Consider the following 14,621-nt stretch of genomic DNA (forward strand, 5'->3'; position numbering starts at 1 on the left):
ACAAGGCCATAACCATGAGTTCATTTACCGATAGCCGACGCCCGCTCGTCGTTGCCCTGCTGATGACAGTGGTGATTATCAGCGTGCTGGACAAGACCATTTTTGCCTTCGCCGGCCCGCAGATCATTGATGAGTTAAAGCTCACGCCAGCACAGTTCGGTTTTATCAGCAGCGCGTTCTTTTTTCTTTATTCGATCTCTGGGGTACTGGTGGGTTTTCTCGCCAACCGTATGCCGAGTCGCTGGATTCTCTCCGGCATGGCCCTGGTATGGATGACCGCCCAATTGCTCGCGGCCCTGTCCACCAGTTTCTTCACCCTGCTGGCCAGCCGCATCCTGCTCGGTGCCGGTTGCGGCCCGGGCACGGCGGTGACCCAGCACGCCTGCTTCAAGTGGTACACCAGCCGCGAGCGGGTGCTGCCAGCAGCGCTGATCCAGGTCGCAATCATGCTCGGCGCGATTGCCGGGGCGGTCGCCCTGCCCAAGCTGATCGAGCAGTACGGCTGGCGCACGGGCTATGTGCTGCTGGCCGGTGTCGGCCTGGTGTGGCTGCTGCTGTGGCAACGTTATGGCCGTGAAGGCCAGCATGACGATACACGGGACACCCAGGGCGACCTGCTGCCCACGCTGCCCTACAAGCGCCTGTTGCTCAACCGCACGTTTGTCTGCATTACCCTGGTCGCGTTCTGCAGCTACCTGCCCAATGCCTTGCTCTACAGCTGGCTGCCCACCTACCTGCAAAGGGGCCTGGGCATGACCCCGATGCAATCGGGGTACCTGGTGCTGGCCACCACCCTGGGGGTGATCTTTATCAACTTGCTGGTTTCCAGCCTGGCGCAACGCGCGATGAAACGCGGCGCCAGCCTGCGCAAGGCGATGGTTGTGCCGCCGCTACTGGCGTGCCTGGTCGCCGCCGTCACCTACATCCTGATGGGCTTTACCAGCACCAGCCTGACGGTGACCCTGGGGTTTTTCCTGCTCGGCAGCATCCTTCTCAACCTGCTGTCGGCCTTCGGCTTCAGCATCGTTGCCCACATCGCCCCGGCCCGCCAGCGCGGGAGCATGCTGGCGATCCATATTGCGCTGCTGACCACTGCCGGCATGCTCGCGCCAGTGCTGGTCGGCCAGGCCATTGGCTGGCAGAACGGCGACCTGGTGACCGGCTTCGAGCTGGCTATCGGCCTGTTCGGCATTGCCCTGCTGGTGTTCAGCCTGCTGGGCCTGGTACTGATCGACCCGGAGCGCAGTCGTCGTGAACTCCTTGCCAGCACTCCCAGCGCAGCTTTTGAGGCCACCAGCCCGGCCTAAACCGCGCAGTGATTGCCCACCACCTTGAGCGCTGCGCGCGGCGCCCAGCACGACTGCCAATAGGGAACACCCGATGGACTTATCCTGCTTTTCACAAAGCTACGCCGAAGCTCGGCAAAAATTCCTCCAGGCCTGTGCCAATGCGGGTCTGGAGGCTCAATCTCATCCTCACCCACTACCGGGTATCGATGGCGAGGAACTGGCCCTGGATGTGGTATTTGCCGGCTCACCAAAGGCCACCAACCTGCTGGTCCTGAGCAGCGGCGTACATGGTGTGGAAGGCTTCTGCGGCTCGGCCGTACAGGTTGATCACCTGCGCAACCGCGAGTGGGGGGAGCACTGCCAGCGCCAGGACCTGGCGGTGCTGTACCTGCATGCGATCAACCCCTACGGCTTCTCCTGGCTGCGCCGGGTCAACGAAGACAATATCGACCTCAATCGTAACTTCATTGACTTCAACCAACCGCTGCCCGACAACCCAGACTACCGCGCCCTCGCCCCGCTGCTGCTTCCCCGCCGGCAGCCACCCACCCTGCTCAGCACGTTGGGCCTGGCCGGATATGCGCTGCGACATGGCACCAAAGCCCTGCAGTCAGCCATTACCCGGGGCCAACACAGCCACCCTGAAGGCCTGTTTTACGCAGGCGCGGCCCCCGCCTGGAGCAACCTGCAACTACGCCAGATTATCCGTCGCCTGGGCAACCACTGCCGGCGCATCGGCTGGATCGATGTGCACACCGGCCTAGGCCCGTGTGGCGTGGGTGAGCGGATCTATAAAGGGCTCAACCACCCCAACGATATTGCGCGGGCACGCAGCTGGTGGGGCGCGCAGGTCACGGCCAGCGCAGACGGAACCTCCTCGTCGGCCATGCTCAATGGCACCCTGGATCTGGCCGTGATGGAGGAATGCCCGCACGCGCAGTACAACGGCTTGACCCTGGAATACGGCACCCAGCCAGGGCCACGGGTGCTTGAAGCGCTACGTGCCGATCACTGGCTGCACACCCATCCGGATACGGCACAAGCCCGACGAGTGCAGATCAAGCGCCAATTGCGCGATGCCTTCTACATCGATACCGAACTCTGGAAGCGCCAGGTCCTGGAACAAGCCCGAGAAGTGACCGCGCTGACCCTGCGCGGTCTTGCCACGCGCCTTGAATGACAAAAATGCCCACTATCGGTGGGGTACCCACTCAAACCACAGAGGATGTTCATGATGAGTGCATATTTGGTGCAAGCGTTAAAAGAGGTCATGCAAAAGGTCCAGACCCGTCTCGACCAGCATCAGGATGAGGTCGTCACCACACTCAGCCGCGTAGCCACGGGCGAGCTGAAGATGACCGAGACGCTCAGCCCCGATGAGCAGGAGTGCGCCCGACTGCTGTTCGGCTGGGTGGCGCAGGAGGGCCCGCAAAAGGTGTTTGCCGCGATCCAGCCCGTGCTGGCCGATCCTGCCAAGTTGAGCGCCGGCATCACCCTCGATGAAATCATCGAAGGCCCGCCGTTCGGGATCATCCCGCCGGCTCTCAAGCACATTGACCTGCGCGCCCTGACCCGACTCGCGGTACTTCTGGCCAGCTACATCTTTTATGAGCAATTCCACTACCCACAGCCAGAAACCGGGGTGTACGACATCTCGGGCAAGCCTTTCCAAAAACTCAAATGGCTTTACCGCTACTGGTTCAATCAACTTGAAGTGGCCGAGAAAGGCTCCGGGCTGGAGGAGCTGTTTGAGTCCCAGGCGTTCAACTTCTTCAACCTGAATCAATCGCCGATAGACCCAGGCTTCGGCAACCCGCCTTTGCGTTCGGTCTCGGTTTCATGTGCCGGAGACCTGCTGGCGGTCGATGTCCTGACCCCGGAAAACACCCCGCACCTGTTCGACGACATCACGGATTTCTACAGCAGCGCAGACATCGTCAGCGCCAACCTGGAATCGACCGTTGACTGCCACAGAAAACCGGGACGCCATCAGGCCAAAGGGCAACCGGCCCAGATGAATACATCCGAGGCGATGTTCCGCAAGTTCCGTGACGAGGCGAAAATCAACTTCTTCAGTACCGCGACCAACCACGCCATGGACTGGGATGAACAAGGCGTACTCGCCACCCTCGATGTACTGAAGAAATCCGGCGCCTACTATGCCGGTACCGCCGCCAGCCAGGCCGAGCAGGATGACGTGGTGGTGGTGGAGAAAAACGGCATCAAGGTTGCCTTGCTGGCCTACACCTTTGACCTCAATGGCCGCGACCCATCGCCTGACAAGGCGTACCTGGCCAACGTGGTGCGCTTCAACGATGTAAACCCGGCGCCCGACTACTCACTGATCGAAAAACAGGTCGCCCGCGCCAAAGCCAAGGGGGCGGACTGGATCATCGCCTACTGCCACTGGGGCTGGGAGTTCGAGATGTACCCCCACCTCAATATCGTGGAAGCCGCACGCAAGGTGATTGCCTGCGGTGTAGACACGATCCTTGGCAACCATGCGCATGTCAGCCAGCCCGCAGAACTTATCCCGCGCCCTGGCAAGCAGGATGCGCTGGTGATCTACGCGTTCGGCGACTTCGTCAGTTATCACCCCGAAAGCCGTAACTCAAAACTGGCCTACACCCTCAAATTCAGCATCGGGAAATTCCTGGGTGTTACTCGCCTGTTCAACGTCAAAGCACTGCCTATCTATATCGTTAACGAAAGATTGGATGACACGCGTTTCAACTGCCGCATCGTCAAATTCTTCGATGTGCTGGAGAACCCGGATGGCTACGGGCTGACCGAGTTGGAGAAGAGCCAACTGCCCCATCTGCGGGACAAGGTGTGGAGCGATATTCTGTCGCCACTTTCCAGCCTCCCGGGCTGATGTGGGCAACAGCGCCAAGCCTGCCTTGAACGGCAGGCTTTTTTGTAGGGCCCTTGACTCTCCCCTATACGGCAGACCCTACGCTGAAGATCATTTCCCCAAGGGCTTTCCCGTGGTTCAGCGCATCCTGGTCATCCTCGGCCACTCCTCCAGCACCAGCTTCTGCTCGGCCCTCGCCGAGACCTACCTGCAATCGGCCAGAAACGCCGGGCATGAGGTACGTCTCCTGCGCCTGGGCGAGCTGACGTTCGACCCGATCCTGCACCATGCCTATCACCAGGCCCAACCCCTGGAGCCCGACTTGCTCGGCGCCCAATCCGACATCCTCTGGGCTACTCATCTGACGTTCGTGTTCCCCATCTGGTGGGGCGGTGTTCCGGCGTTGTTGAAGGGGTTTATCGATCGGATCTTCCTTGCCGGCTTCGCCTTCAAATACCGCAAGGGCAAGGCGTTCCCCGACAAGCTCTTGAAGGGCCGCACCGCCCACCTGCTGGTGACCATGGATACGCCACCGTGGTATTACCGCTGGTTCTACCGCATGCCCGGCGTGCACGAAATGCGCAAGACCACCCTTGAGTTTTGTGGCATCAAGCCGATCAAGACGTTGATGTTCGGCCCACTGCTGGGCTCTACTGCAGCGCAGCGCGACAAGTGGCTGAAGAAGGCCCGCACACTCTTTTAGGAAAGGACCTGCATGTACATCGGTAAAGCCGCGCAGTTGTCAGGCACGACGATCAAGGCGATTCGTCACTACGAGGACATCGGCTTGCTACCGCAGCCGCAACGCGAGGGGCGGTATCGGGTGTATTCGGCGCAGAGCGTTGAGCTGCTGACGTTTATCAAGTGCGCGCAGCAGTTGGGCTTCAAGCTCAAGGAGTTGCAGGGGATTCTTCACGGGTACCGTGGCAATGAACTGCCTTGGCAGCGCGCCAACCAGGCGATAGCACAAAAGAAACTCGAGTTGATGACGCAGATCCAAGCCCTGCAGCAAGTGCATGCAGGGCTGGTGGCGTTTGAGGGCAGCCTGGAACAGGCCCAGGGTCAGTGCCAGTTTGCACGTCTGGTGGAAACCGGCACGGCGCACATCGGCTAGTTCAGCAGGTCGCCCCATTTGTTTTGCAGGACGCGCTCTTCTGCCAGGATTTCCCGCGTCGTGCTGCCAACCCATTGCTGGGCAAAACCATTAGCTTCGCGCAGCAGTATGATGTCATCGAGCTCGAAGTCGCCGGGTTTGGCCACGTCCTTATGCTCATCCAGCATCTTCCTGACCATTTCATTGAGCTGCTGCTTAGGAGCTGAAGCCTTGGCTGTATGACTGAAAAAACCCGGCGTGCCAAAACGCCCCTCATTTGCCCCTCCACCCCCTATCTGCTAGTGTCGCGCCCGTTTACCGTCAACCGGAATAGCCGCCATGGCCCGCAAAAAAGTTGCACTCGATTTCGAACAATCCCTCGCCGACCTGCAAACCCTGGTCGAGCGTCTGGAGAACGGCGAGTTGTCGCTGGAAGACTCGTTGACGGCGTTCGAGCAAGGTATCGGCCTGACCCGCGACTGCCAGAGCGCCCTGGCGCAGGCGGAGCAGAAGGTCCAGGTATTGCTGGAACGGGATGGGGAGTTGGCCGAAGAACCTTTCGACGCGGAACAAGCGCAATGATCGACGTTTATCAGGCCAGCAGTCAGGCTCGGGTCAATGCTGCGCTCGAACCGCTGTTTGTGGCACCCAGCCCGGAGCTGACCAGGCTGTATGAGGCCATGCGCTACAGCGTGATGAACGGCGGCAAGCGCGTACGGCCATTGCTCGCCTATGCGGCCTGCGAGGCGCTGGGCGTGGACGCCGCGCAAGCCAATGGCGCGGCGTGTGCGGTGGAGTTGATTCATGCCTATTCATTGGTGCATGACGATTTGCCGGCGATGGACGATGACGATCTGCGGCGCGGCCAGCCCACCACCCATAAAGCCTTTGACGAAGCCTGTGCGATCCTCGCGGGTGACGGCCTGCAAAGCCTGGCGTTCAGCGCCTTGCTTGATCCGCGCCTGAGCGGCGTGAATGCCGAGATCCGCCTGCGTATGGTCACCGCGTTGGCCAGCGCTGCGGGCCCGGCCGGTATGGTCGGGGGCCAGGCGATTGACCTGGGGTCGGTGGGCCTCAAGCTGGACCAGCAAGCCCTGGAATATATGCACCGGCACAAGACCGGTGCGCTGATCGAGGCTGCCGTGCACCTCGGCGCCCTGGCCAGTGGCCGCGCCGAAGCGGCGCAGTTGGCCGCCTTGCAGACCTATGCCCGGGCCATCGGCCTGGCGTTCCAGGTGCAGGACGATATTCTCGACGTAGAAAGCGATACCGCGACCCTCGGCAAGCGCCAGGGCGCCGATATTGCCCGTGACAAGCCGACCTATCCGTCACTGCTGGGGCTCGAAGCCGCCAAGGCCTATGCCCTGGAGCTGCGCGACCAGGCCCTGGCCGCCCTGCGACCATTCGACGCGGCAGCCGAGCCGCTGCGTGACCTGGCGCGGTATATCGTCGAACGCCGCCACTGATTACAGCGGCCTTTACCGCCGCATATCGGCCAAGTTCGGTGCTCTGCGTGGGCAGTTTGCGATGCTTGAGGTAAACTGCCGCCTCTTCTATACCTATAACGATTCGCCTGATGCCCACGACGTTTCAAGAGATTCCCCGCAAGCGCCCGACCACGCCTCTGCTGGACCGTGCTAACACGCCGGCCGGCCTGCGCCGCCTGGGTGAAGCCGAGCTGGAAACCCTGGCCGATGAGTTGCGCCTGGAATTGCTCTACACGGTCGGCCAGACCGGTGGGCATTTTGGTGCTGGCCTTGGCGTCATCGAGCTGACCATCGCGTTGCATTACGTATTCGACACCCCGGACGACCGGCTGGTGTGGGACGTGGGCCACCAGGCGTATCCGCACAAAATCCTCACCGGACGCCGCGAGCGCATGGCCACCTTGCGCCAGAAGGACGGCATCGCCGCCTTCCCGCGCCGCTCCGAGAGCGAATACGACACCTTTGGCGTCGGCCACTCCAGCACCTCGATCAGCGCAGCCCTGGGCATGGCGATTGCCGCCCGTCTGCAAAACAGCGATCGCAAGGCGATTGCCGTGATCGGTGATGGCGCACTGACAGCCGGCATGGCGTTTGAAGCGCTGAACCATGCGCCGGAAGTGGACGCCAACATGCTGGTGATCCTCAACGACAACGACATGTCGATCTCGCGCAATGTCGGTGGTTTGTCCAATTACCTGGCGAAGATCCTGTCCAGCCGCACCTACGCCAGCATGCGCGAGGGCAGCAAAAAAGTGCTGTCCCGCCTGCCCGGCGCCTGGGAAATTGCCCGCCGTACCGAAGAATACGCCAAGGGCATGCTGGTCCCCGGCACCCTGTTCGAAGAGCTGGGCTGGAACTATATCGGCCCTATCGACGGCCACGACCTGCCGACCCTGATCGCTACCCTGCGCAATATGCGCGACCTCAAGGGCCCGCAGTTCCTGCATATCGTCACCAAGAAAGGCAAAGGCTTCGCCCCGGCGGAAGTCGACCCGATTGGCTACCACGCCATCACCAAGCTCGAACCGCTGGACGCGCCCGTGGCGGCGCCGAAAAAGGCCAGTGGGCCGAAGTACTCCGGTGTGTTTGGCGAATGGCTGTGCGACATGGCCGCCGCCGATCCGCGCCTGGTGGGCATTACCCCGGCGATGAAGGAAGGCTCCGACCTGGTGGCGTTCAGCGAGCGTTTCCCGCTGCGCTACTTCGACGTGGCGATTGCCGAGCAACACGCAGTGACCTTTGCCGCTGGCATGGCCTGCGAAGGCGCCAAGCCCGTGGTGGCGATCTACTCCACGTTCCTGCAACGCGGTTATGACCAGCTTGTCCACGATGTGGCGGTGCAGAACCTCGACGTGCTGTTCGCCATCGACCGCGCCGGCTTGGTGGGCGAAGACGGCCCGACCCACGCCGGCAGCTTTGATCTGTCGTACTTGCGCTGCATCCCCGGCATGCTGGTGATGACCCCAAGCGACGAGAACGAGCTGCGCAAGATGCTCAGCACCGGCCACCTGTACAACGGCCCCGCAGCGGTACGCTACCCCCGTGGCAACGGCCCGAATGCGCTGATCGAGAAAGACCTGGAGCCGATCGAGATCGGCAAGGGCATCGTGCGGCGCCAGGGCAGCCAGACTGCGTTCCTGGTATTCGGCGTGCAACTGGCCGAAGCCCTGAAAGTGGCGGAAAAAATCGACGCCACCGTGATCGACATGCGCTTCGTCAAACCCCTGGATGAAGCCCTGGTGCGCGAGACCGCCGGCAGCCATCAATTGCTGGTAACGGTTGAAGAAAACGCCATCATGGGCGGCGCCGGTGCGGCAGTCAGTGAGTTCCTGGCGCGGGAGAATATCCTCAAGTCGGTGCTGCACCTGGGTTTGCCGGACATTTATGTGGAGCACGCCAAGCCGGCGCAGATGCTGGCTGAGTGCGGGCTGGATGAAGCGGGGATCGAGGCTGCGGTTCGCCAGCGCATGGCCTTGCTCGGCCTGTAAACCGGATCAAATTGTGGGAGCTGGCTGGCCTGCGATAGCATCACCCCGGTCTATCTGAAAGACCGAGGTGTCTGCATCGCAGGCAAGCCAGCTCCCACATTTGTTTTGTATTGCCTTGGAACCCATGGACGGCCCATGAAACACCTTCGACTTGCCCTGCCACTCCTGCTCCTACCCACTCCAGAGCTGCTCGCCGACACCCGCGACGCCGCCCTGAAGCTCCCCGATGTGGTCATCAGTGCCAACCGCCAGGTGCAGGCGCGCAATGACAGCAGCGCCGCCAACACCGTATTCACTCGCGACGATATCGACCGCCTGCAACCCTCCAGCGTGACCGACCTGCTCAGCCGCGTGCCCGGTGTACAAGTGGCGCGGACCGGTGGCCGGGGCAGCTTGCCGGGGATCTTCATACGCGGCACCAAGTCGGCGCAAAGCCTGGTGCTGGTGGATGGCCAGCGGATCGCCAATGCCACCTCTGGCGACAGTGGCCTGCAATACTTGAATGTCGACCAGATTGAACGGGTGGAAGTGCTGCGCGGATCGCGCTCGGTGATTTACGGCAGTGACGCGATTGGCGGGGTGATCCAGATATTTACCCGACGCAATGCCGGACCAGGCCTGCAACCGCGCCTGAAGTTGGGCTTTGGCAGCAACAACACCTGGGAGCGCAGCCTGGGCCTGTCGGGCGGTGATCAACGCACGCGCTTCAACCTGGGCGCGAGCCTGGATGACACGGCCGGTATCGACTGGAGCCACGCCTCCTTCCCCAGCGACCGCGACCATGATGCCTATCGCAATAAGTCGCTGAGCTTGAACCTTAGCCATGAGTTCAGCGATGAGCTGGAGGTGGGTTTTAACCTGCTGGATAGCCGGGGCAAGTCGGAATATGACAACAGCTTTGGACGCTATGATTTCGCTACCGGGCAAAGTGTCGGCCAGAAGCCCTATACCGACTACACCGTCAGCAGCGCCAGCGCTTACATCGACGCCCAACTCAACGAGGCCTGGCAGACCCGTGTAGAGCTGGGCCACAGCGAAAACCGCGACACCAAGCGCGACAAGCTCAGTGCTGACTTCAGTGTGTTCAACACCTATCGCGACTCGATCAACTGGCAGAACGACCTGACGCTCGACCAGCAGAACAGCCTGATTCTGGGCGGTGATTGGTATGAAGACCGCTTTCACGGCAGCACCACGTTCAGCGAAAACAGCCGCTGGAACCGTGCCGCATTTATCCAGCATCGTTTCAAGGGCGAGTGGTTTTCCACCGAACTGGGGCTGCGCCGCGACCAGAACCAGCAATTTGGAGGGCAGAACAGCTGGAGCGGCACCCTGACCTTGCCAGTCAACAGCGATAACGACGTATTGCTGAGTTACAGCGAAGGGTTTCGCGCACCGACTTTCAATGACCTGTACTACCCCGACACCCAGTACAGCAATCCGAACCTGCAGCCAGAGACATCGAAAAGCTATGAATTGCAATGGCGCAGCCAGCTCAGTGACAGCACACGCCTGGAAGCCTCGCTGTACCGCACCGACCTGAAAGACGCGATCATCCTCGACGCCAGCAGCAAGCCACAAAATGTCGCCACCGCCCGCATCAACGGCTTCGAAGCCGCCCTCAAGCAGGAGTTCTTCGGCTGGCAAGGCAACCTCGGCCTGTCGATCATCGACCCACGTGACCGCAACAGCGGCCACACCCTGGCCCGTCGTGCCCGGCGCACCCTGAACCTGGACCTGGATCGGCAGTTCGACCAATTGAGCCTGGGCGCCAGCTGGCAGGCCATCAGCAGCAGCTACGACGACGAGTACAATAAAAACCGGCTAGCGGGCTATTACCTGGTGGGATTGCGCAGCGGTTGGGCACTGAATCGGGAAGTGGCGCTGTCGCTGAAGGTCGATAACCTGCTGGATCGCCGCTATACACGGGCGTGGTACAGCTATGACGATCCGAACTTCGCGAACAACCAGCCGTACCGCGAAGAAGGCCGGACGTGGATGCTTGGGGTGACGTGGACGCCGCAGCTCTGAGGTTGTCCGGGCCGACGCCATTGCAGGCAAGCCAGCTCCCACATTTGTTCTGTGGTGTGGCCAAAATATTCTGCACTGCCGAGCTCCCACCTTTTGATGTGTGAATACAGTCAAATGTGGGAGCTGGCTTGCCTGCGATAGCGGTCTTAGCGGTTCGGCGCAATCACCTGACACAACCTCGCCACCGCCTCCACCATCTGCCCACTGGGCCGCTCCAGCCCTTTATCCGGCACGATCAGCAAGCGCCCCTGGACCACCGCCGCCACCTGGGGCCAGGCCTTCCAGTCGTCCAGTTGCGCTTGATCCGCCGCGAGGATCACCTGGGGATCACGCTGCAACACCGACTCGATATTGACCTGCGGGGCTGGCAACTTGAGGTCGTCAAACACATTGCGCGCGCCACATACGCTGAGCGCATCGCTGATGATCTGCCCACCGCCCACGGTGTACAGCGGTTGGTTCCAGACCTGGTAGAACACGCGCAACGGCTCGCTACGCTGATAACGCTGGCGCAACTCGGCCAAGCGTTGACGCAAGCGGGCGGCCAGTTGGCGACCGGCTTCGGCGCGGCCCAGCTGTTGGGCGATGACTTCGACCTGGCTGCTCAGTTGTTCAAGGCTATGGGGTTCGGCGACGTAGATCGGGATGTTCAGGCGTTTGAGCTGCTCGCGCTGGGCGGGGCCGACGCTGCCGGGCCAGAGCAGCAACAAGTCAGGCTGCAGGCTGAGCAGTCGCTCCAGGTCCAACTGCCCATAACGGCCCACCGAGGGCACATTGCGCAGCGCGTCAGGCCGCTCGCCGCCGTCGAGCACGCCCACCAGCAGATCGCTCGCACCCAGCTCAACGACGATTTCAGATAGGGACGGTGCGAGGCTGACCACCCGCTCGACCGCCGCCGCCGACGCGCTGGCGGCCAGCAGCAGAACCGCCAGCCACAAGCGCATCAACCGAGCTGACGCGGGATGCGATAGAGGTAGAACAGCACCAGGGTCGACAAGGCCAGGAGAAACAGCGGCACTGCCTCCAGGCCGACGAACACGGCCAGCGCACCGATCCAGGCCGGGAACGCCGCGACCAGCAGCGCCGTGCGTCGACGAGCCGCGAGGGTGATCCAGGCGGCGGGCTCTTCAGGTGTATCCAGGGCCTTGGAGGTGGCAATCAGCGCATGTTTATAGCCATGGAAGTAACGCAGGCTGGCAAACATCGAGGCAACGCCGGCGATAAAGAACGGCATCGCCAACACTGGCAACAGCGGCTCGCCCTGACCAAACACCAGGTTGATCACGAACAACGGCAGCAACGCCAGCGCCAGGTACTGCCACCAACTGAAGGACAGCCGCCGCTTGACCTGGCCGCGCGTCACGCCCGGTCGACCTCGCCCTGATGCTCGTTGCCCATCATATGGTCGAGCTTGCTGGCTTTGGTCGCCAGGTAGAGTTTGTTGTGCGGGTTATGCCCGGTGTGCAGCGGCACGCGCTCGGCAACGGTGATGCCCATCTCGGTCAAGGCGTTGACCTTGCGCGGGTTGTTGGTCATCAGGCGCAGGGACTGGATGCCCAGGTGTTCGAGCATCGGCAGGCAGATGCCGTAGTCGCGCTGATCGGCGGCAAAGCCCAGGCGCTCATTGGCTTCTACGGTGTCGGCGCCGCCGTCTTGCAGTTCGTAGGCGCGGATCTTGTTCAGCAAACCAATGCCCCGGCCTTCCTGACGCAGATACAGCAGCACGCCACGGCCTTCACGGGCGATGGCTTGCAAGGCGGCTTCCAGTTGCGAACCGCAGTCGCAGCGCTGGCTGAACAGTGCGTCACCGGTCAGGCACTCGGAGTGCACGCGGCCCAGGACCGGGGCGCCATCGGCCACATCGCCCAGGCTGAGCACGACATGCTCGCGCCCGGAGGCTTTTTCAAGAAAGCCATGCATGGTAAACGTGGCAAAAGGGGTAGGCAGCTTGGAAGCAGCGACGAAAACGACGGGCACCGTGTGCTCCTGATTTCAGATTTCACAGAGGCAGGCATTGTAACAGCACGTTCCTACAGACGCTTAAGCTGAATTATCGCTGATAAAGATCAATCGGTTCGATTGGCCTTTGCCTTGGTTCTATGGGCGTCAAAACGGATACGGCTGATTCCAGCGCTGGAAAATCGGTTTCAACTCGCCACTTTTCACCAGCGCCTCCATGCGCTGGTCAAACAACGCCATCAGCGCCCGCCCCCGCTCATTGTCGGTAAACCCCAGGAACAACGGCAGTTCGGCAATGTGCGTGAGCTTGAACGCGGACGGGTCGTCGGCTTGGCCCAGGATGTATTTCAATTCGGCCAGGGCATCGATGTAGAAGTCGGCCCGCCCGTGCTGGAGCATCGGCAAAATCCCGCCACGACGCTCGATCTGGTTGAAACGATGAATATTGGGCAGGTACTCCTCGTACTTGTAGCCGCGCACCCAGGCCAGGCGGTAAGTACCCAGGGTCACCAGGGTCGGTACGGGGCTGCCCGCCAGGCCCAGGGCGTAGATGTGGTCGGCGTCATAGTTCCAGCGGGCGTACAGCACGCCTTCGGTTTCATCATGATAGGAGCCGACCCAGGCATCCACTTCGCCCCGCCGTGCCAGGCCGACTGAGCGGGTGTAGGGCACGCTGCGAATCTTGACCTTGACCCCGGCCGGCTCGAAGATTTCCCGCAACACATCCCAGGCCAGGCCGCTGCCGTCGGCGTTGGTGTAGTCATTCCAGGTTTCACTGGCCAGACGGATCTGGCTGGGCACTTCAGAGCTGTCATCGGCCCATACGCCAGGCGCGACAACACACAGCAGGATCAGCAACCAGCGACGTAGCCCCATGATGACGTCCTCCTGGGAAAAGCGATCTGTTCTACAACGCTGTAAAGGGTAGCGCAGCCCGCCGTGTCACGGCGCCTGGCGAAAATGCTGATAGCCGCGCACGGCCGGGGTGATGTCGTGGCCGCGGGCATCCAGCAGCCTGACGCCCGCCCCCGCTTCCACACGCCCGACAACCTGCACCGGCCAACCGTCGGCCAGCAACGGCGCCAGCTCAGCGGGCGGCAGGGTGAACGCGAGGACATAATCGTCGCCACCGCTCAAGGCGGCAGCCCGCGCACCGTCATCGCCGAGAAAGGCCAGCAGCGCCGCCGACAGCGGCAGCCGTTGCCGCTCGATCACCAGGCTTACGCCGGACGCCTTGGCGATATGCCCGCAATCGGCTAGAAGGCCGTCGGAAATATCCAACGCAGACGTCGCCTTGCCACGCAACGCTATGCCCAGGGCCAACTGCGGTTGCGGCGACCAGTAATGGCCCAGCAACGGTTCGGCGACATCCGCCGCGGCACTACGCTGGCCCAACACCAACGGCAAGGCTGCGGCGGCATTGCCCAGGTCACCGCCGACACACAGCAGGTCGCCCGGCTGCGCGCCACTGCGGGTCAACGCCAGGCCCGCCGGGACACGGCCAAACACGGTGACGGTCAGGCTCAGCGGCCCACGAGTGGTATCGCCGCCCACCAGGCCCACGCCGCAGCGTTGGGCCATGGCGTTCAAACCCTGGGCATAGCGCTGCAACCAATCGGCCGCGACCGTCGGTAGGGTGAGTGCAAGGGTAAAGGCCAGGGGATTGGCGCCCATGGCCGCCAGATCGCTGACTGCCACCGCCAGCGAGCGCTGGCCGAGCAGGAACGGATCGCAGGGGTCGGCAAAGTGCACGCCGGCCACCAGGGTATCGGTGGAGATTGCCAGCTGTTCCCCGGGGGGAACCGCCAGCAAGGCGCAGTCGTCGCCGATCCCCAGGGCAATGCCCTCGCCGCCTTGCGCACAGGGCGCGGCGGCGAAGTAGGTACGGATCAGCTCGAACTCGCCCATCAGGGAGCCAAG

At 62.1% G+C, this 14,621-nt stretch carries 14 protein-coding genes and 1 pseudogene; 9 read left to right on the forward strand and 6 right to left on the reverse strand.

Annotated features, from left to right (window positions below; genetic code table 11):
- Nucleotides 1-14 precede the first annotated feature (14 nt).
- From ACSSVH_RS23090 to ACSSVH_RS23110, 5 genes and pseudogenes are all read left to right on the forward strand, one after another.
- Nucleotides 15-1,307, forward strand: a complete 1,293-nt coding sequence (locus tag ACSSVH_RS23090) for an MFS transporter (protein ID WP_169951294.1) — start codon at nucleotides 15-17, stop codon at nucleotides 1,305-1,307.
- 73 nt (nucleotides 1,308-1,380) lie between these two features.
- Nucleotides 1,381-2,469 (forward strand): M14 family metallopeptidase, encoded by a 1,089-nt coding sequence (locus ACSSVH_RS23095; protein ID WP_492633785.1) that lies wholly within the window; start codon nucleotides 1,381-1,383, stop codon nucleotides 2,467-2,469.
- Between the two features lie 54 nt (nucleotides 2,470-2,523).
- Nucleotides 2,524-4,164 carry a CapA family protein gene (locus ACSSVH_RS23100; protein WP_492633786.1) on the forward strand — a complete coding sequence of 547 codons (1,641 nt, stop codon included), beginning with the start codon at nucleotides 2,524-2,526 and terminating at the stop codon, nucleotides 4,162-4,164.
- 112 nt (nucleotides 4,165-4,276) lie between these two features.
- Nucleotides 4,277-4,872, forward strand: a pseudogene (locus ACSSVH_RS23105) (NAD(P)H-dependent oxidoreductase).
- A complete protein-coding gene (locus tag ACSSVH_RS23110) occupies nucleotides 4,859-5,257 on the forward strand; it encodes a MerR family transcriptional regulator (RefSeq protein WP_492633787.1) in 399 nt (132 codons plus the stop codon). Before ACSSVH_RS23105 ends, ACSSVH_RS23110 begins: the two are co-directional and overlap by 14 nt.
- On the opposite strand, the gene ACSSVH_RS23115 is transcribed toward ACSSVH_RS23110, so the two are convergent.
- Complete coding sequence (locus ACSSVH_RS23115; protein ID WP_492633788.1) at nucleotides 5,254-5,424, reverse strand: hypothetical protein; 171 nt, start codon at nucleotides 5,422-5,424, stop codon at nucleotides 5,254-5,256. The two genes, ACSSVH_RS23110 and ACSSVH_RS23115, sit on opposite strands and share 4 nt — an antisense overlap.
- A gap of 151 nt (nucleotides 5,425-5,575) precedes the next feature.
- Here ACSSVH_RS23115 and ACSSVH_RS23120 point away from each other — a divergent pair, with 151 nt between their 5' ends.
- The 4 genes from ACSSVH_RS23120 (at nucleotide 5,576) to ACSSVH_RS23135 (ending at nucleotide 10,742) form a co-directional block, all read left to right on the forward strand.
- The gene (locus ACSSVH_RS23120; protein ID WP_029299452.1) at nucleotides 5,576-5,818 is read left to right on the forward strand and encodes an exodeoxyribonuclease VII small subunit; all 243 of its coding nucleotides are present in this window, start codon (nucleotides 5,576-5,578) and stop codon (nucleotides 5,816-5,818) included.
- Nucleotides 5,815-6,702 (forward strand): (2E,6E)-farnesyl diphosphate synthase, encoded by an 888-nt coding sequence (ispA, locus tag ACSSVH_RS23125; protein WP_492633789.1) that lies wholly within the window; start codon nucleotides 5,815-5,817, stop codon nucleotides 6,700-6,702. Before ACSSVH_RS23120 ends, ispA begins: the two co-directional genes overlap by 4 nt.
- A gap of 110 nt (nucleotides 6,703-6,812) precedes the next feature.
- Nucleotides 6,813-8,711, forward strand: coding sequence for a 1-deoxy-D-xylulose-5-phosphate synthase (gene dxs / locus ACSSVH_RS23130; protein WP_492633790.1), 1,899 nt, complete (start codon nucleotides 6,813-6,815; stop codon nucleotides 8,709-8,711).
- A 135-nt stretch (nucleotides 8,712-8,846) separates the two neighbouring features.
- Nucleotides 8,847-10,742, forward strand: coding sequence for a TonB-dependent receptor domain-containing protein (locus ACSSVH_RS23135; RefSeq protein ID WP_172312325.1), 1,896 nt, complete (start codon nucleotides 8,847-8,849; stop codon nucleotides 10,740-10,742).
- Nucleotides 10,743-10,888: 146 nt separating this feature from the next.
- Here the strand turns inward: ACSSVH_RS23135 and ACSSVH_RS23140 are convergent, their stop codons facing one another.
- The 5 genes from ACSSVH_RS23140 to thiL form a co-directional block, all read right to left on the reverse strand.
- Nucleotides 10,889-11,686, reverse strand: coding sequence for a cobalamin-binding protein (locus ACSSVH_RS23140; RefSeq protein WP_172312327.1), 798 nt, complete (start codon nucleotides 11,684-11,686; stop codon nucleotides 10,889-10,891).
- A complete protein-coding gene (locus ACSSVH_RS23145; protein WP_169951318.1) occupies nucleotides 11,686-12,105 on the reverse strand; it encodes a nuclear FMR1 interacting 1 family protein in 420 nt (139 codons plus the stop codon). The genes ACSSVH_RS23140 and ACSSVH_RS23145 overlap by 1 nt, the downstream gene beginning before the upstream one ends.
- Nucleotides 12,102-12,719, reverse strand: a complete 618-nt coding sequence (gene ribA / locus ACSSVH_RS23150) for a GTP cyclohydrolase II (RefSeq protein WP_169951320.1) — start codon at nucleotides 12,717-12,719, stop codon at nucleotides 12,102-12,104. The genes ACSSVH_RS23145 and ribA overlap by 4 nt, the downstream gene beginning before the upstream one ends.
- Nucleotides 12,720-12,848: 129 nt before the next feature.
- Entirely contained in the window at nucleotides 12,849-13,577 is a 729-nt protein-coding gene (locus ACSSVH_RS23155; RefSeq protein WP_169951322.1) for a substrate-binding periplasmic protein, read from the reverse strand.
- 66 nt (nucleotides 13,578-13,643) lie between these two features.
- On the reverse strand, nucleotides 13,644-14,609 hold the full coding sequence (gene thiL, locus ACSSVH_RS23160; protein ID WP_169951324.1) for a thiamine-phosphate kinase: 966 nt from the start codon (nucleotides 14,607-14,609) through the stop codon (nucleotides 13,644-13,646).
- Nucleotides 14,610-14,621: the final 12 nt, after the last annotated feature.

The organism is Pseudomonas sp. HC1(2025), assembly GCF_058742075.1.

Bases quoted from the DNA above. Each gene is read 5' to 3' on its own strand.
- ACSSVH_RS23090 (WP_169951294.1), top strand. From the start codon at position 15: ATGAGTTCATTTACCGATAGCCGACGCCCGCTCGTCGTTGCCCTGCTG.
- ACSSVH_RS23095 (WP_492633785.1), top strand. From the start codon at position 1,381: ATGGACTTATCCTGCTTTTCACAAAGCTACGCCGAAGCTCGGCAAAAA.
- ACSSVH_RS23100 (WP_492633786.1), top strand. From the start codon at position 2,524: ATGAGTGCATATTTGGTGCAAGCGTTAAAAGAGGTCATGCAAAAGGTC.
- ACSSVH_RS23110 (WP_492633787.1), top strand. From the start codon at position 4,859: ATGTACATCGGTAAAGCCGCGCAGTTGTCAGGCACGACGATCAAGGCG.
- ACSSVH_RS23115 (WP_492633788.1), bottom strand. From the start codon at position 5,424: ATGCTGGATGAGCATAAGGACGTGGCCAAACCCGGCGACTTCGAGCTC.
- ACSSVH_RS23120 (WP_029299452.1), top strand. From the start codon at position 5,576: ATGGCCCGCAAAAAAGTTGCACTCGATTTCGAACAATCCCTCGCCGAC.
- ispA (WP_492633789.1), top strand. From the start codon at position 5,815: ATGATCGACGTTTATCAGGCCAGCAGTCAGGCTCGGGTCAATGCTGCG.
- dxs (WP_492633790.1), top strand. From the start codon at position 6,813: ATGCCCACGACGTTTCAAGAGATTCCCCGCAAGCGCCCGACCACGCCT.
- ACSSVH_RS23135 (WP_172312325.1), top strand. From the start codon at position 8,847: ATGAAACACCTTCGACTTGCCCTGCCACTCCTGCTCCTACCCACTCCA.
- ACSSVH_RS23140 (WP_172312327.1), bottom strand. From the start codon at position 11,686: ATGCGCTTGTGGCTGGCGGTTCTGCTGCTGGCCGCCAGCGCGTCGGCG.
- ACSSVH_RS23155 (WP_169951322.1), bottom strand. From the start codon at position 13,577: ATGGGGCTACGTCGCTGGTTGCTGATCCTGCTGTGTGTTGTCGCGCCT.
- thiL (WP_169951324.1), bottom strand. From the start codon at position 14,609: ATGGGCGAGTTCGAGCTGATCCGTACCTACTTCGCCGCCGCGCCCTGT.